Below are 16,884 nucleotides of genomic sequence, written 5' to 3'. Positions count from 1 at the left end.
GGCGGCATCGGTGGGGAGGGGCGGAGCCGGGGGTGGGGGTGGTGGTGGTGGGGTGCTGGTGATGTTGCCTGGGTTGGCTGAGGAGAGCGCTGACTGGGGTGGGCGGTTGGAAGCTGCGGTGGCGGGGTTGCGGGTGGTTCGGGCGGAGAGTTTGGGGGCGGCGGCGGAGGTTATTGGGGCGGCGGATGCGGCGTACGGCGTACTGCCGGCGGAGCTGTTGGAGCGGGCGGAGCGGTTGCGGTGGTTGCAGGCTCCGCAGGCTGGGCCGGCGCCGGAGTTCTACTATCCGGCGCTGGTTGAGCATCCGGTCGTGGTGACGAATATGCGGGACACGTATACCGATCATGTGGCTGCGCATACGTTGGCCATGGTGCTGGCGATGGCTCGGGGGCTGCCGCGGTACGTGCGCGACCAGCAGACCGCGACGTGGGCGCCGGACTGGGATCCGGGTTCGGTGCTGGCGCTTGGTGAAGCGTCGGCGCTTGTTGTCGGTGCGGGGGCGGTGGGCGCGGAGGTTGGTCGGCTGTTGAGCGAGTTCGGGGTGGCAGTCACCGGGGTTGATGCGCGGATCACACAGGCGCCGAAGGGGTTTGTGGCGATGCGTCCGGTGGACGAGCTGGACGAGCTGCTGCCGACCGCGGACATCGTCGTACTGACCGTGCCGCACACACCGGCGACCGAGGGGATGATCGACGCCGCGCGGCTGAAACTCTTCAAGCCGACTGCGCTGTTCGTGAACGTCGGACGTGGTCCGACGGTCCGGCTCGACGATCTTGCGGAGAGCCGGCTCGGCGGGATCGCGCTCGATGTGTTCGAGACCGAGCCGCTCCCGTCGGCACACCCGTTGTGGTCACGGCCCGACGTACTGATCACGCCGCATGTGGCCGGTGCCGGACCGCATGCCGCCGAACGACGATTCGCCGTACTGCTGGAGAACACCCGTCGGTTCCTCGCTGGGGACCCGTTGATCAATCAGGTCGACAAAGCCCAGCGGTTCTGATGATTGTCCCACCGCCCCGAAGGAGAACAGCATGTTCGTCCGAGCACTACTCGCCACCACACTGCTGGCGGCTGCAGCCGCCGTACCGACCGCCGCCGCGGCGCCCACTGCCTGTTCCACGCCTGGTGACGTGCTGAACCTGGCCAACTGGAAGCTGCAACTGCCGGTCGACGACCCGAACCAATCGGGCACGCAGGTACTGGAGATCAGCCAGCCGAGACTCGACAGCTACGAACTGAACCCGTGGTTCATCGACCAGCCGTACTGCAACGGCGTCCGCTTCCGCAATGCGGTGAACGGCGTGACGACCCCGAACACCACCTACGCCCGCTCCGAACTCCGCGAGATGCGCAACGGCTCGGGTGCCTCGTGGTCCTCGACTTCCGGCGTGCACACGATGATCATCGACCAGGCCATCACACACCGCCCGAACGCCAAGCCGCAGGTCGTCGCCGGCCAGATCCACAACGGTAACGACATGGCCACGTTCCGCCTCGACGGCGCCAACCTGTACGTCACGGACGAGAACAACACCCGCTACAAGCTTGTCGACGGCAACTACACGCTGGGCAAGCGATTCCAGGCCAAGTTCGTGGTCAGCAACGGCTCGATCAAGGCGTACTACAACAACGTGCTCCAGGCAACGATCCCGAAGTCGTTCACCGGTGGCTACTTCAAGGCCGGCGCCTACACCCAGGCCAACTGCACGAACTCCTCACCCTGCGACACCAGCAACTACGGCGAGGTCGTCGTCTACAACGTCACCGTCACCCACAGCTGAGAAAAGGGGCCCCGGGCAACCGGGGCCCCGACCATCAGGCCAGCGTCCCCTCCTCGGCGACCACCAGCGAGTCGATCGCGGCGAAGAACCGCGCGATCCCCGGCAGGTTGCCACCCTTCTCCCGGGACGCCGCGAAGTCCTCCGCGGTGTCCCACTCGACGATGTCGAGCCACTCGTTGTCGGGTAGCTGCACCAGGCGTGCATCACGGAACCCGACCCGATCAGCCGCGAAGTCCGAGAGCATCTCCGCCCGCGCCTCCAGCAACTCCGAGGTCTTCTCCGGCAGCACGCGGAAGCGGGTCAGTTCGACGGTGGTCATCAACAGTCCTTTCACGACAGGTTGGTCGAGGCCCAGCTGGTGATGTCGTCGCGACGGATCGCGGCGGCCATCAGGTCCGGAAAGCGGTCCGGCGTACAGGCAAAGGTCGGTACGCCGAGCTCCACCAGCGCGGCGGCGTTCTCGGCGTCGTACGACGGGGTGCCGGAGTCGGCCAGTGCCAGTAGCGCGATCACCTGCACACCTGCTTCAACCAAACCACGGGCACGCCGCAACAATTCCTCACGCACCCCACCTTCGTAGAGGTCGGAGATCAGCACGAGAACGGTCTCCGACGGTTTGGTGACCAACTGCTCGCAGTACGCGAGGGCCCGGTTGATATCCGTCCCACCACCCAACTGGGTCCCGAACAGTACGTCGACCGGATCGTCGAGCTGATCGGTCAGATCGACCACCGCGGTGTCGAACACCACCAGACTCGTCTTCAGCGTCCGGATCGACCCGAGCACCGCCCCGAACAACGCGGCGTACACGACCGACTCAGCCATCGACCCCGACTGATCAATAGCCAGTACGACGTCCCGCTGCACACTGTGATTCCGCCGCGCGTACCCGATGAGCCGGTCCGGGACGATCGTGCCCAGGGTGGGTGAGAAGTGTTTGAGGTTGGCCCGGATCGTCCGGTCCCAGTCGATGTCGGAGTGTCGCGGCCGACCGGTCCGCCCAGCGCGGTCGAGGGCGCCGGTGACCGCCGCCTTGGTGCGCTCGGCAAGTCGCGCCTCCAGCTCGGCGACCACCCGGCCGACCACCTCGCGAGCGGTCTGCTTGGTCTCCTCGGGCATCACCTCGTTGAGCGCCATCAGCGTGCTGACGAGGTGAACGTCGGGCTCTACCGCGTTCAGCAGCTCGGGCTCCATCAGCATCCGGGTGATCCCGAGGCGGTCGACCGCGTCCCTCTGCATCACCTGGACAACCGTGCTCGGGAAGTACTGGCGGATGTCGCCCAGCCAGCGCGCAACCCGCGGCGCCGATGACCCCAGCCCCGCCGCACGTTGACCACCATGGTCGCCAGGCGACGCGTCGTACAGCGCGGCGAGCGCCTTGTCGATCGACTGGTCGCTGGAGGAGAGCGTCGTACCGGTCTCGGGGTCGGCCTCGCTGCCGAGCACGAGTCGCCAGCGCCGTAGTCGCTCGTTCATGAGACCCCCAGCAGCTGAGCAACCACAGGCAGCACAGAAGTAGCCAGCTCGGCGTCAAGGTCGTCGTCATTGGCAACCACCACACTCCCCGGATCGGCGAGCACCTTCGCTCGGGCCCCGATCGTACGCCGCTCCGGAGCCGCAAAAGTCCCAAAAGTCCTTCGCAGCAACGGTAAAACTTCGACGAAAGCGTCATCCGGGATTGCACCCAGCCAAGCGTCGACCAACCCCAGCAGGCGCTCGTCGTGCACGAGCAGCAATCCACCACCTGCCAGGAAGCCCTCGACAAACCCGGCCGCATCGGCGGTCGGCGTACCGGGTGACAGCGCGCGACCCAATCGGAGAGCAATCTCGTGGTCGGGCAACCGCGACGTGTCGAGCATCAGTCGCGTCAGTCGCCCGCGAATCAACGGCGGCACCGAAGGCCGGTCACTCAAGCCCTCCAAGGTGCGCAACCACTCAGCCCGAACCTCTTCCGCCAGCAATGAGGTCGCATCCTGTACGCCGTCGATCAGCTCCTGTACGGCGGTCGCCGCCTCCGGGTCGAGTCCGTGGACGGTGCGGCCGAGGCCGGCGCAGATCCGCGACACCATCCGGCTCGCGACCGTACCGAGCCCGGCGGTGTCGGTCCCGCGGACATCGCCGTACCGGGACGAACGAGCCAACGCGGGCAAGGCCTCCATCAGGTGACCGACATCCGCATCCGCGGCCGCCCTGGTATCGACGCCCTGCAGAAGATCGGGCAGGGCGTCGGACAGGTCGGCAAGGAGAGATTTCTCCAGCGCAGCAGTGATTTCCGCGAGGGTCGATGAGTCGGCCGCGACCTTGAGCATGACTGTGGTCGCGGCGCCGACGACCGTCGTACCGTGGGCGCCTGCGGCCACGAGCTCGACCTCGAGACCGGGATCCCAGATCAGCTTCCACATCTCCCGGAAGGTGCCTTGCGCGCGGCGCTCGTCGGCCGCGGGGACACCCCAGTGGACGCCGAGAATCCGGAGGCGATGCAGGAGCCGCGACTTCAGCAGGTCGTTCGGCTTGCGCAGGTCGAGCTCGATCACCCGCTCGGTCGCGTCCCGGCGCAGTCTGAGCGTCCGCGCCTGGGTCGCGAGATCGGCAGCCACTGGTGCCTGTGGCGTGTCACCTGGTACCGATCCGAGCAGCTCACCGACGACCGCTTCGCGGGTGACGAGATTGAGGAGAACATCGTTTCCGTTGCAGAGCACTGCTCTCGTTGCTTCGGTGACCTCGCTCAGCCCCGCCAACGGGCGCTCGCGCAAAGCGGCCAAGGTGTCGGCGAGCCGGACAGCCTCGATCACGTGCGCACTCGACACCGGCAGGTCCTCGGCCCGCAGTACTTGGGCCACCTTGGTCAGCCAACGGGTGGTGATCTGGTCCGGCGCGGTGAACAGGTGGTGGTACCAACCGGGCGAGGTGATACCGGCGCCGTACCCACTGGCCGCCGCCAGGCGACCGTGCGTCCACGGCACCCACGTGCAAGCGACCTTCCGCTTCGGCAAGCCCTTCAGGATCCGGGCGTCATGTGTTGCCGGAGGCAACGGAGCCTCCAGCGCGGGAACATGCCAGGCACCACAAACGACCGCGATCCGCTCGAACCCTTCGCGAATCGCCTTCCGCAGTACGGTCCGCATATAAGCCTCGCGCTGCGCCTCCCGGCCGCTCGCCTCTTCGTCGTGCCGCAGTTCGCGCATCGCATCAGCGATCACGGTGAACGGCTCGGCGCCGTCCCGCCGCGACTCGATCACGTCGTCCCACCAGCGCTCGGGATCGTCGTACCCACCCGCGTTCGCCAGCGTCGCCAACGGATCCATCGACACACCCCGCCGACCCTCGCGACCGGACGACGCGAACTGATGTGCCGCCGGCAGATCGCAGAACCGCACCGGTACGTCGGCCGCTAGCGCGTACCTGATCGCCTGCCACTCCGGACTGAACACCGCGAACGGCCAGAACGCCGCCCGCGTCGAATCGTCCATCGCGTAAGCCAGCAAGGCGACCGGCGGTTCCATCTCCTCGGACGCCGCCAGCCCGACGACCTTGTCGGCCTCCGGCGGACCTTCGATCAGCACAATGTCCGGCCGCAACTCGATGAGTGCAGTCGCGACCGCCCGCGCCGATCCCGGGCCGTGATGCCGGATCCCGAGCAGGTGAACGGTCATCCGGAGATCTCTCGCGCAGCCCGATAGAACGGGGCCCAGTCGTCGCGCTCGCGGACCACGGTCTCCAGGTATTCCGACCAGACGACGCGATCCGCGGACGGGTCCTTCACGACCGCCCCGAGGATCCCGCCGGCCACGTCGGTCGGCCGCAAGACGCCATCCCCGAAGTGCGCGGCGAGGGAGAGACCGCCGGTGACCACGCTGATCGCCTCGGCTGTGGACAACGTGCCGGACGGCGACTTGACCGCCGTACGGCCGTCTTCGGTGCGGCCCGAACGCAGCTCGCGGAAGATCGTCACCACCCGGCGGATCTCGTCCAGGGCGTCATCGGCCTGCGGCAGCTCGAGCGCCGCCCCGAGCTGTGCGACCCGGCGAGACACGATCTCGACTTCGTCCTCGGCGCTGTCCGGCAACGGCAGTACGACGGTGTTGAACCGGCGGCGCAGTGCGGACGAGAGCTCGTTGATGCCCTTGTCCCGATCGTTGGCCGTGGCAATGACGTTGAATCCCTTACGGGCCTGGACTTCGGTCGCCAGCTCGGGAATCGGCAGCGTCTTCTCGGACAGGATCGTGATCAACGCGTCCTGGACGTCGGACGGCATCCGGGTCAGCTCCTCGATCCGGGCGATCTTCGCGTCTGCCATCGCCCGCTGCACCGGACTCGGCACCAACGCCGCCTCACTGGGGCCCTGGGCAATCAACTGCGCGTAGTTCCATCCGTAGCGGATGGCCTCCTCGGCCGTCCCCGCAGTTCCCTGCACGAGCAGCGTCGAGTCCCCGCTGATCGCCGCCGCGAGATGCTCACTCACCCAAGTCTTCGCCGTACCGGGGACGCCGAGCAGCAACAGCGCGCGGTCCGTCGCCAGCGTCGCCACGGCAACCTCGATCAGCCGCCGCGGACCGACGTACTTGGGTGAGATCTCGGTGTCCCCGGCCCGTCCACCCAACAGATAGGTCACCACCGCCGCGGGCGACAACAACCACGCCGGCGGGCGCGCCCGGTCGTCCGCCGCCGCCAGCGCGGCCAGCTCCCCGGCGTACTCGGTCTCGGCATGCGGCCGCAGTACTTCGGTCATGACAGCTCCTCATAAAGCTCGCGGCGGAAGGTCAGGGTTTCGACGAGTCGACGGCGCCAGGTGTCTTCTTCGCCGGTCGGTTCGCGGGTGATCGGATGGTCCAGTACGTCGGGTGGCGCGGCGCGGGCGGTCACACTGGCCAGGCGGGCCCAGTCGCGCGCGGTGCCGACCTTGGCCAGCTGGTCGAGCAGCATGGTGGCGAGCGAGGCCGGCCAGGGGACGGGGAGGCCGCCGACCAGCTCGGTGATGTCGACGGTCTTGCGGAGCGCTTCGACAGCGGGGGCCCACTCGTCGGGTGGGAGAAGTCTGAGGAGTTCAGCGGGGCTGCGGGTGCCGGTGCCGGCGTTGGTTCGCAGGAGCTCGCGGGCCCAGTCGGCGGATGCTTCGCGGATGGTCGCCTCGGTCAACCCGGCTTGCAGCACCTCGGGTGCACAGCCTTCGACCGGCAGTTGCAGCCAGGCCGGGTCCATCGCCGACAAGGGGGTGGCGGCAACGATCTGGCGGAACCAGTTGGCGCGCTTGCCGATTCCTTCCGCAGCCTCGGAGATCACGCCGTCACGCTCCATCGCCGCGTTGAGCTGCCGGGGGAGATCGACGGTGAGAACGCCTTGACTGGCGAGCAGATGTGCGTGCAGGCGCTCGGACATGCGCTGGCTGAGGCGGCTGCCCGGCAGGCGGGTCAACAGTCCGGCAGCGACTCGCCGTACCTCTCGGGAACGGTCGTCGAGCGCAGCTTCGAGAAACTCCTCGTCGGCGGCGGACAGACCTTCTGTAAGCAGTGTGAGGAAGTCGGTCCGTGTTGCTGCGGATTCGGTCGGCCAGACCTCGCGCAGTGCCTCCAAGGCCGCAGCGGGATCGGTACGACGGAGGTCGCGCAGCCAGCTGCGTCGCTGCAGGGGGTCGCCATGGGCCCACAGCTCGGGGCTGTTGCTGTCAGCAACTGCCGCGTGCAGGAAGCGCCAGTCTGGATTGAGGTCTGCCAGCCAATGCGCCCGGCGCCCTGCGGCCGCGATCACCAGCGGACGGTACTCGGCTCGGTTACGCGCATGGTCGGCCAACGCCGGCAGGTACTCCGGTGGCACGCCCCATCCGCGCGCATCCGCAGCCCGCAACCACTCGCCGAGAGCTGTCGTCTGAAACCCACCGAGCATCGCGGCCAACCGACGAATCGCCACCGGCCTCGGCAACGGCCGGTCCTCACCAGGCACCCCAGGCAACGGCTCCACGTCACTCAGCGGCTTGCGCCCGGCCCGCCGGTAGAGCGTCGCCAAGGCCGCCGCATCCAGCAAGCCACCGTCACCAAGGCGTTCCTGGATCGGCTCCGGCAACTCCTCGAAATGCGTCGGCCGCCGCTCGGTCCCCAACAACGCCGAGCTGACCAGCCCGTCCCACCCCTTCACAGCAGCACCGGACGGTCGGCGTGCCAGCAGGTCATGGGGCGGAAGCCGGCTCGGTTCCATTCGCCGGCGACGGTGATCGGGTCGCCGGCTGAGACGGCCAGGAGCTTCCACGGGTCGACGCCGGGGAGGAGTTCAAGGGCGTCGCCTTCGAGATCGACGAGCGCCCAGCCTTCGCCGTACCGGGCTGGGCGGACGTCTTCGAGGACGAGGGGCCAGCGCTCGTTCCACGGGTCGGCGGCGACGGATTCGACGTACGACGCCAGGGCTTGGTGGGCGGTGGCCCCCGAGGGGCGCGGGGCGGGGAGGCGGGGTGCGGACTGGGTGAGCAATGCGCGCATCGGCAGGGCTCCGGGGTAGAAGGAGAGGACGCCGGGGACGTACTCGCCGGGTCGCGCCGGGAGCGGTTCGAGGGGACGACCGGCCGCGGCGAAGTTGAGGATCAGACCCACGCGGCCGGTTGTTGCCCCGCGCAACCACACGCGGCGGACTGTGAGGCGGTCGTCTGGTTCGATCACGCGGCCGAGGACCAGCCAGTCGTCCTCGACTTTCTCGCCATCGGCCAGGACGCGGGCGGTTTCGACAGTCCAGCCGATGCGGGACTGCACGGTATCCGCGAGCGCGGGTGGCAGCTCGGGGAGTCGGGCGTGGGCGGCGACGATCAGGTGGATGAGGGACAGTTCCTCGAGCAGCTCACCCGGCCAGCCGTGTCCACGCCCGACGACTGCGGCAGCACGCCGTACCGCCCCGGCGACACCCGGTGCCTGCGCATCGACCATCCGGGCAGCCAGCCGGCTCAGCTCGGTATACGCCCGCTGATCGAACCCACCCAGCCCCTGCCGCACCTGATCGTCCAACCAGCTCGCCAACTCCGCCATCCCCGCCGACACCCGATCAGCCCGGCGCGACGCCCGCTCCTGCGCAGCCAGCGGATCAGCAACCTCCCCCGGCTTCCGCTCCGGCCGCTCGGTCCGCTTGCTCACCCACGAGTCAACCCACTCCGGCTCCTCGCCCGGCCGAACCTCCCCGCCCGCCCACAACAACAGCAACCCCAGCGCATGCTTGCACGGAAACTTCCGGCTCGGACAAGAACACTTGTACGCCGGCCCACTCAAATCGACCGCAGTCTGATACGGCTGCTTCCCGCTCCCCTGGCACAACCCCCAGACGGCACGCCCGGACACCCCGCTGCCCGACCACTTCTCCGCCCGAGCCAACCCCTGCCCGGCCTTCGCCGACGCAGCATCAGAAGCCAGCGCAAGCACCTGCTCCGAATCCCACGTCTCCACCGCCCCATTCCATCACCCTCGACCGACACCCGAACGACAGGAGGTAGACGTGTACGCATACCCCACCGCCCGCCTGACGCTCGCCCGCAAACCCCAGTCGACCCATATACGTCCTGTCGTTCGTGCACGCGTTTGCCGGGGCGGGTCAGCCGAAGGGCTGGCGGTGTTCCACGTCGGGGTAGCCGTTGCCGGTGTGGTGATGGGTGGGCGGCAGGACGGTGTGCGGCGCCGCAGCACGTGTGGGGGTGGTGGAGAGTCCGTCTTGGATTTGGGTTAGGAGGCGGTGTTCGACCGCTTCGAGTTCGGCTATGCGGGTGCGGATCTCGTGTTCCTCGGCTCGGGCTTCGGTGAGGAGGTGGTCGGCCTCGGCCTTGGCGGTTTGGCGGAGGTGGTCGGCGGTGCGTTGGCTGGCGCTGAGGACGCTGAGCTCGTAGCGGCGGAGTTCGTCGGAGAGGTCGCCGGGATGGCGCCGGACGTCGAGCAACGCGGCGGCTGGTTGCGGGAGGGTGTCTTCGAGGGCGGCGATTTGCTGGTCGACGCGGGCGAAGAGGTCGGCGACGTCGGTACGCATCTGGCGGATGGTTATCGCCGCCGCCTGGACGCGTTCGTTGGCCTCGCGCTCGCGTTCGCGGGCGGTCCGCTCAGCCGAGGTGATCACGTCGAGGGCGACCGCAGCCGCACGCTCTGCCGGATCATCGGACTCACCCACCGATACGACGTCTTCATCGGTCATGGCGACCGTACGGCGTAGCGGGACCTCGCGGATGAACAGCACCGCGAGCAGGCTGACGACCGCCGACGCGGCCGCGATTATGAAGATCCGCCCGGTCGCGTCGCCATAGGCGTGCCGGACGATCTCAGCGACCGGTGCGGGCAACGCATTGACGTCCAGCACCGAACCACCCGAGCTGGGCGGCGGTGCGCCGACAGCCGCAAGGTTGCGGGTGATCAGTTCGGTGACCCGGTTCGCCAGGACCGCGCCGAGGACGGAGACTCCCACCGCACCACCGAGGCTGCGGAAGAACGTGACGGTCGCACTCGACGCGCCGACCTGGCTGACGTCGACAGTGTTCTGTACGGCGAGCACCAGGTTCTGCATCATCATGCCCATGCCGATTCCCATGGCGAGCATCCCGAGACCGACGTACCAATAGGCGCTCTCGTGGTCGATCGTGCCGAGCAGCCCGAGCCCCGCGGTCAGGAACAGTCCACCGAGAACCAGGTACCGCTTCCACTTGCCGTAGCGGGTGATCAGCTGCCCCGACCCGACCGATCCGAAGAACGAACCGAGCATCATCGGGATCGTCAGCAGACCGGCTTCGGTCGCGCTGTACCCGCGCGCGACCTGGAAGTACTGCCCCAGGAACACCGCGCTACCGAACATCGCGATCCCGACCGCAAGGCTGGCCAGGATCGCCAATGCAGTCGTCCGCTCGCGAACGACCGAGACCGGGACGAGCGGGTCGCGCGCGTGGGTCTCGACGATGACCGCCAGGAGACCGAGCAACGCCGTACCGCCGAGGTAGGCACCGGTCTGCCAGGACCACCATGCGAAGTGCTGGCCGGCGAACGAGACCCAGATCAGCGGCAAACTGGCCGCGCCGGCGATCAGTACGGCGCCAAGGTAGTCGAGCCTGATCGGGCGCTTGAGCACCGGCAAGGTCAGGTACCGCTGCAGCACGATCATGCTGACGACAGCCAGCGGCACGCAGACGTAGAAACACCAGCGCCACCCGAGCCACGAGGTGTCGACGATGACACCACCAACCAGCGGGCCGGACACAGTCGCGACCGCCATCACCGCGCCCATGTAGCCGGAGTACCGGCCGCGGTCGCGGGGCGGGATCGCCGCACCGACGATCGCCTGGGCCAACGCCATCAGCCCGCCCATCGCGAGCCCCTGCAGCACCCGGGCACCGATCAGGAACGGCACGTTGTGCGCCATCCCGGCCAGTGCCGAGCCGACCACGAACATGATGATCGCGAGCTGCACCAGCAGCTTCTTGCTCATCAGGTCGGACAGCTTGCCCCAGACCGGCGTCGACACGGTCATCGCGAGCAGGCTGGCGGTGACCACCCAGGTGTACTGCGTCTGCGACCCCTCGAGGTCCGCGATGATCGTCGGCAGCGCGTTACTGACGATGGTCGAGCTGAGCACCGCGGTGAAGAGTGCCGCGAGCAGGCCGACGAGGATCTCCAGGATCTGCCGATGGGTGAGCTCGGAGGCCGGTACGGCGGCCGGCGGATCCGCCGGTGCGTACTGGGACCGGTAGCGAGTGATCGGGGCCGTTGCCTCGGTCCGGGTGGCTGACATCGGGTTCCGTTCGTCCGCGGGGTCGCTTCGGCCGGAGGGCAGCGGATCAGCACTGTCCCCCGGGGCGGAAAGCGGCCGGCGTTTCCTCACCCAGCCAGGTATTTGGTTGCAACTACCAACGATAAACCCGCGGTGTCAGCAACTCGTCACCGGGAGTCCTGACTTCTTTTGAGACGACCCCTGCCCCGGATGGCGTTTGCCACGTACGATCCGGTGCTTGTCGAGTCAACGACACAAGCCACCCCGGCGGTGCTGTCAGGGCCCGCCGGGGTACCTCCTCACCGGCAGCAGTCGACGGCTGCGAAGTTCTTCCACAATGCCGACTCGTCGATGCGGTCGGCCAGGCAGGGCAGCAGGTCGCCGTGCGAGATGGTGAACCGTACGTCGGGGTGCCGGGCGAGGACTCCGGTCAGGGTCAGGTCGGTGACCGCTCGGGCGATGTCGAAGGGGAACTCGATCAGTGCGCGCGGCCGATCCAGCGCGACCTGCCGCCATTGCGGCGGTGAGGTCGGATGCAGAAGCACTTGAGCGGACCGCTCGTTGAGAGCTCGCCAGAGCGGCTCCCACGAGGGCTCACCCGGGTACAACCCAGTTACGTTGCTCATCAGGATGATGCCGTCGGCGTGCAGTACGTCGTACGCGTAGTCGAGCTCGGCCAGCGCCGCATCGACATCCGGCAACGGAAGACTGGCGAGGAAGGTGAGACCGGGCTGCTCGCGGCAGCGCTCGGCGGCCAGTTCGTTGACGCGACGCGCCAGCACCCGCGCGCGGAAGTCGTCTCCGAAGTGCACACCGGGCGACGGGATCGACAAGACGTCGCCACGCGAGTACGTCGGCCAGCCAGGCATCCCGTCCGGTCGGAGATGCCCGGCTCGCTCCGCCGCGGCGACGTACTCGGGCGGCAGGAAGTGCGTATATACAGTCATGCGACCGGGTGCAGGAGGTCTTCCAGGCCGATCCGGTGCAGGAGCTCGGAGCGGACTCGATCGGCGACCGCGTTGACGACGATCGCGCCGTCGTCCGACGGGTCGTAGCTCACCCGGAACGGGCGCTTGCCCTTCTCGGTATCGACCACCGACACGATCAGCCGCGCGACCTCGGCGACGTCGGACCACTCCGGTTCCAGCTCGGCCAACCGCCGACCGACCTGATCCATCAGACCGGCGTACTTCGTCTCGTACGCCGCAACCACGTCGGTGTCAGCCGGTGATCCGCTGTGCAGGAAGTGGTTGGTGCCGTGCGTGAAAGCACCCGGTACGACGATCGTCGTCTCGATCCCGAATCGCGCCAACTCCAACGCGTAGCTCTGGGCGAGCGCATCCATCCCGGCCTTCGCGGCGAAGTACGGCGCCAAGTACGGCGGGGTGCCGCCGCGGGTACTCGAGCTGCCGACCCAAACCACCAACCCGTCCTGCTGAGCCCGCAGCACCGGCAGTGCCGCCCGGTTGAGTCGCTGGGTGCCGACGACGTTCGTGTCGTAGAGATCCAGCACCTGCTCCGGAGTGAACGCCTCGGCCGGCCCAGTCACCATGTGCCCTGCGTTGTGAATCAGTACGTCGATGCGCCCCTCCGCTCCGACCACCGTGTCGACCGCTTGCTGCGCCGAGGTCTCCGAGCTGACGTCCAACTCGACCGGCCGCAGCCCCGGCGAGTAAGCGGCCGCGTCGGCCGCGGCAGTCGCGTTCCGGCCGGCGAGCTCGCGCATTCCGGCGTACACGGTATGACCGGCGTCGGTGAGGGCGCGGGCGGTGAGCGCACCGAAGCCACTGGATGCGCCGCTGATCAGGACGATCATGCTGCCGAACCTCCGTTGGCGTAGATGACCTGGCCGTTGATCCAGCGCGCGGGGCCGGCCAGGAAGGCGATGATCTCGGCGATGTCGGACGGCTGGCCGAGGCGCTCGAGCGGCGGTTCGGCGGCGATCCGGTCGATCAGTTCCTGCGGTTTGCCGTCGAGGAACAGCGGGGTCGCGGTCGGGCCGGGGGCGACGGCGTTCACGGTGATGTCGCGGCCGCGGAGCTCGCGGGCCAGGATCAGCGTGATCGCCTCGACGCCGCCCTTGCTCGCGGCGTACGCCGAGTAGCCGGGGCGGGCCAGCCGGGTCAGCGAGCTGGAGATGTTGACGATCGCGCCACCGTTGCGGACCCGGCGGCTGGCCTGCTGGTCGACCACGAAGGTGCCGCGCAGGTTGGTCCGGACGATGTCGTCGAAGACGTCCAGGTCGAGCTCGGCCAGCGGCGCGAGCGGCATGATGCCGGCCGCGTTGACGACCACGTCGACCCCGCCGAACTCCTGCTCGGCCCGATCGAACAGCGCGGTGACCGCGCGCTCGTCGGCGACATCGGCCTGTACGGCGATCGCCCGGCCACCGTCGGCCTCGACCTCCTTGACCGCCAGTTCGGCGCGGTCCTTGTTCCCGGAGTAGCCGATCACCACCGCGTAGCCGTCGCGGCCGAGCCGGCCGGCGGCCTCCCGGCCGATCCCGCTGGACCCGCCGGTCACGATCGCGACCCTGGTGTTCTCACTCATCGTCGTTACCTTTCGAGACTGTCGTTTCGTGCTGACATCTCGATCGTGCTCCGGACGATGGATCAAGTCCAACGACTCAAGTCGATGGCAGGATCAATCCTGTTGATGCATCTGCGCACCCAGCGAGGTCCCCGGCGGCTGCTTGAGATGCGTGCTCACCAGCCCGAGCAGCGCTCGCAGCGCCGCGGTCGGCTTCCGCTTCCGCAGGGTCGCCATGTAGAGCGACCACTCGAAGGTCTCGTCCAGGATCGGTACGACGCGGACCTCGTCCAGCCCGGCGACGGCGTACTCGGGCAGGATGCCGAGGCCGACCCCCTGCGCCAGGAACTGAACGCCGTTCTCGATTCCGAGCGCCTCGACCACCACCTGGCGCTCGATCCCGGCCGCCTCGAAGATCTGGTCGATCAGCGTCCGGGTCCCGAATCCCGGCGGAAAGTCGACGAACTCCTCGTCCGCGAGGTCCGCTACCCGGACAGATCGCCGCCGCGCCAGCCGGTGCCCGACCGGGACGGCCAGCACCTGCGGCACCCGGAGCAGCTCCCAGGTGGTCAACTCACGCGGCACACTGCCCTGCGGTACGCCGAGGAAACCGATATCGATATCGCCGTTACGCAACGCGACCATGATCCCGGCAGAGCCTTCGGCGTTCACTCTGAGTTGCAGTTCGACGTTCGGATAGCGACGACGGAACTCGGCCGCCGCGGCCGGCAGGTCGATCAGCCCCAGCCCGGGCAGCAGTCCGACGCGCACGGATCCACGCAGGCCGGCTCCGAGCTCGTCCACGACATCCCGGGCCCCCTGGACGGCATCCATCACCGCGAGCGCCTCGGGCAGCAACGCCGTACCGGCTTCGGTCAGGACCACGCGCTGCGCGTTCCGCTCGAAGAGGGTGACCTTCAAGTCCCGTTCAAGGGCCGCAATCGCAGCACTCACTGCACTTTGGACGACGTGCAGCCGGCGGGCGGCCAGCGTGAAGCTGCGCTCGTGCGCCACTGCCACGAAGTACTCCAGCTGCCGCAGTTCCACTCCGGCAGTGTGTCACTCGGCGGGACGGACCGCCTCGCGGTCCACCCAGACCAGGTGACCGTGGTGGCTGACCAGCACTTCGCCGGCACGCCGGCCGAGCTCGTGACCGGCGACCCAGCGGCCGCCGACGTTGATCTGGACGTCCCCAGAGGTCGGGACGCCGGTGGGTGCGGAGGAACCTTTGGCCGGGGAAGAGGCGAGAGGCATGGCGACCTGGATTCGTGACAGGGGCGGAGACTGGGGGTGGCAGCGACAAGACTACAACCGCATTGTGACGCGGCGTTAGCTGTAATTCGGATTGATCACGAAGCACAACGAAGCTGTAAGTGCCGAGAAGATGCATAACGGGGCCCGAGTGGGGTAGGAATGAGGTGCAAGGTCCTGACCGTGGTCCAGACATGTGCCGCGCCGTGACTCACGTCGCGAGGTCAGAACATGAACACCACTGCAGTTACCAGCTCCGCCCGGCAGCGCGCCGACCAGCGCGACAGCGAGGCGCAGGCCCTGCTGAGCCGCCGGGCCGCAAGCACCGACGAAGACGAACGCCGGCAGCTGCTCGATCAGGCGATCGAGCTGCATCTGGGCGTCGCCCACAGCATCGCGTCGCGGTTCCGCAACCGCGGTGTCGAGGCCGACGATCTGGACCAGGTCGCGTACCTCGGTCTGGTGAAGGCCGCCCGAAGTTTCGATCCCTCGACGGGTACGCCGTTCCTCGCGTACGCCGTCCCGACCATCCGCGGCGAGGTGAAACGGTATTTTCGGGACTGCTCCTGGACCGTCCGGATCCCGCGCCGCCTGCAGGAGCTGCAGGGCTCGATCGCCGCGGTCCGGCCGCAGCTGATCCAGGACCTGCACCGGGAGCCGACCCACGCCGAGATCGCCGCCGAAATAGGGGCCGAGGTCAACGAAGTGGAGGACGCGATCGCCGCCGACGGCTGCTTCTCCGTGCTCTCCCTGGACCGTCCGCTGGACGGTGACTCCGCGACCCAGCTCGGCGAGACGATCGCCGAGGACGACACGGCGTTCGAGCAGACCGAAGCGGTCGCCGTACTGGCGCCTGCGCTGACCATGCTGAAGCCGCGGGAGCGGCGGATCCTGGAGTTGCGGTTCGTCGAGGGGCAGACCCAGGCGGATATCGGGGCCGAGATCGGGGTCAGCCAGATGCAGGTGTCGCGCCTGCTCCGCGGCATCCTCGACCGGCTCCGGGACCGGCTCGAGCCCCCTGCGGCAGCCGCCGCTTGAGCCACCGGCCGATCTTCGTGGTGCAGCTGCACGACGCGCGAAGACTGCACTACGACGTTCGGCTGGAGGTGGACGGCGTCCTGAAGTCGTGGGCGGTCCCGCGGGGACCGTCCCTGGATCCGGTGGTGAAGCGGCTCGCGGTCTTCACCACCGATCACGACCTGGAGTACGCGTCGTACGAGGGCGTGCACGCGGACAGCAAGTACGGCAGCGGCGCCGTCATCGTCTGGGATGCCGGCGTCTACACGAACCTCACCCCGGGGAGTGCCGCCGAGGCGATCGAGCGTGGTCATCTCAAGGTGCGTTTACACGGGGTGAAGCTGGTCGGCGCGTGGGCATTCACGCGCACCGGGGAGGATTGGCTGCTGGTCAAGGTCCGTGACGACGACGCCGATCCGGCCGTCGATCTGACCGTGACCGAGCCGCGGTCGGTGCTGAGTGGTCTAACCATCGAGGAGATGGCCGCCTCAGCTTCTGACCGTCAAGAGACCTGACCGGTTCCGGCCAGGCGTCCTACCTTGACCGGTTACAGGGCGCGATTGACACTGCATGCGTAGTTCTGACCTTCCTTGCCGCC

The 16,884-nt window shown here is 68.2% G+C and carries 16 protein-coding genes; 4 read left to right on the top strand and 12 right to left on the bottom strand.

What is annotated here, in order from left to right; translation table 11 throughout:
• Window positions 1-61: 61 nt before the first annotated feature.
• Entirely contained in the window at window positions 62-1,000 is a 939-nt protein-coding gene (locus tag ACFCV3_RS08000) for a D-2-hydroxyacid dehydrogenase (protein ID WP_376027374.1), read from the top strand.
• Between the two features lie 31 nt (window positions 1,001-1,031).
• Complete coding sequence (locus tag ACFCV3_RS07995; protein ID WP_376027371.1) at window positions 1,032-1,781, top strand: polysaccharide lyase family 7 protein; 750 nt, start codon at window positions 1,032-1,034, stop codon at window positions 1,779-1,781.
• 34 nt (window positions 1,782-1,815) lie between these two features.
• Here the strand turns inward: ACFCV3_RS07995 and ACFCV3_RS07990 are convergent, their stop codons facing one another.
• The 12 genes from ACFCV3_RS07990 to ACFCV3_RS07935 all read right to left on the bottom strand — a co-directional run bounded on the left by ACFCV3_RS07990 (window position 1,816) and on the right by ACFCV3_RS07935 (window position 15,272).
• Window positions 1,816-2,100, bottom strand: a complete 285-nt coding sequence (locus ACFCV3_RS07990; protein WP_376027368.1) for an antibiotic biosynthesis monooxygenase family protein — start codon at window positions 2,098-2,100, stop codon at window positions 1,816-1,818.
• 11 nt (window positions 2,101-2,111) lie between these two features.
• Entirely contained in the window at window positions 2,112-3,257 is a 1,146-nt protein-coding gene (locus tag ACFCV3_RS07985; RefSeq protein WP_376027366.1) for a VWA domain-containing protein, read from the bottom strand.
• The gene (locus tag ACFCV3_RS07980; protein WP_376027364.1) at window positions 3,254-5,434 is read right to left on the bottom strand and encodes a DUF5682 family protein; all 2,181 of its coding nucleotides are present in this window, start codon (window positions 5,432-5,434) and stop codon (window positions 3,254-3,256) included. Before ACFCV3_RS07980 ends, ACFCV3_RS07985 begins: the two co-directional genes overlap by 4 nt.
• The gene (locus ACFCV3_RS07975) at window positions 5,431-6,510 is read right to left on the bottom strand and encodes an AAA family ATPase (RefSeq protein ID WP_376027361.1); all 1,080 of its coding nucleotides are present in this window, start codon (window positions 6,508-6,510) and stop codon (window positions 5,431-5,433) included. Before ACFCV3_RS07975 ends, ACFCV3_RS07980 begins: the two co-directional genes overlap by 4 nt.
• Window positions 6,507-7,910 (bottom strand): DUF5691 domain-containing protein, encoded by a 1,404-nt coding sequence (locus ACFCV3_RS07970; protein ID WP_376027358.1) that lies wholly within the window; start codon window positions 7,908-7,910, stop codon window positions 6,507-6,509. The genes ACFCV3_RS07975 and ACFCV3_RS07970 overlap by 4 nt, the downstream gene beginning before the upstream one ends.
• The gene (locus tag ACFCV3_RS07965) at window positions 7,907-9,196 is read right to left on the bottom strand and encodes an SWIM zinc finger family protein (RefSeq protein WP_376027356.1); all 1,290 of its coding nucleotides are present in this window, start codon (window positions 9,194-9,196) and stop codon (window positions 7,907-7,909) included. The genes ACFCV3_RS07970 and ACFCV3_RS07965 overlap by 4 nt, the downstream gene beginning before the upstream one ends.
• A 145-nt stretch (window positions 9,197-9,341) precedes the next feature.
• Window positions 9,342-11,510, bottom strand: coding sequence for an MFS transporter (locus ACFCV3_RS07960; protein ID WP_376027354.1), 2,169 nt, complete (start codon window positions 11,508-11,510; stop codon window positions 9,342-9,344).
• 278 nt (window positions 11,511-11,788) lie between these two features.
• Window positions 11,789-12,436, bottom strand: a complete 648-nt coding sequence (locus ACFCV3_RS07955) for an amidohydrolase family protein (protein WP_376027351.1) — start codon at window positions 12,434-12,436, stop codon at window positions 11,789-11,791.
• Complete coding sequence (locus ACFCV3_RS07950; RefSeq protein ID WP_376027349.1) at window positions 12,433-13,305, bottom strand: SDR family oxidoreductase; 873 nt, start codon at window positions 13,303-13,305, stop codon at window positions 12,433-12,435. Before ACFCV3_RS07950 ends, ACFCV3_RS07955 begins: the two co-directional genes overlap by 4 nt.
• Entirely contained in the window at window positions 13,302-14,039 is a 738-nt protein-coding gene (locus tag ACFCV3_RS07945) for an SDR family oxidoreductase (protein WP_376027348.1), read from the bottom strand. Before ACFCV3_RS07945 ends, ACFCV3_RS07950 begins: the two co-directional genes overlap by 4 nt.
• Window positions 14,040-14,132: 93 nt before the next feature.
• Window positions 14,133-15,065: a LysR family transcriptional regulator gene (locus ACFCV3_RS07940; RefSeq protein WP_376027346.1), complete on the bottom strand. Its 933-nt coding sequence runs from the start codon at window positions 15,063-15,065 to the stop codon at window positions 14,133-14,135.
• A 12-nt stretch (window positions 15,066-15,077) separates the two neighbouring features.
• Window positions 15,078-15,272, bottom strand: coding sequence for a hypothetical protein (locus tag ACFCV3_RS07935; protein ID WP_376027343.1), 195 nt, complete (start codon window positions 15,270-15,272; stop codon window positions 15,078-15,080).
• A 228-nt stretch (window positions 15,273-15,500) separates the two neighbouring features.
• Here ACFCV3_RS07935 and ACFCV3_RS07930 point away from each other — a divergent pair, with 228 nt between their 5' ends.
• Window positions 15,501-16,307, top strand: a complete 807-nt coding sequence (locus ACFCV3_RS07930; RefSeq protein ID WP_376027341.1) for a SigB/SigF/SigG family RNA polymerase sigma factor — start codon at window positions 15,501-15,503, stop codon at window positions 16,305-16,307.
• The gene (locus ACFCV3_RS07925; protein WP_376027339.1) at window positions 16,304-16,801 is read left to right on the top strand and encodes a DNA polymerase ligase N-terminal domain-containing protein; all 498 of its coding nucleotides are present in this window, start codon (window positions 16,304-16,306) and stop codon (window positions 16,799-16,801) included. The genes ACFCV3_RS07930 and ACFCV3_RS07925 overlap by 4 nt, the downstream gene beginning before the upstream one ends.
• Window positions 16,802-16,884: the final 83 nt, after the last annotated feature.

Source organism: Kribbella sp. NPDC056345, from assembly GCF_042262745.1.
Lineage (GTDB): Bacteria > Actinomycetota > Actinomycetes > Propionibacteriales > Kribbellaceae > Kribbella.
The sequence above is the reverse complement of the archived record's forward strand: the minus strand, read 5'-3'. Positions and strand labels throughout refer to the sequence as shown.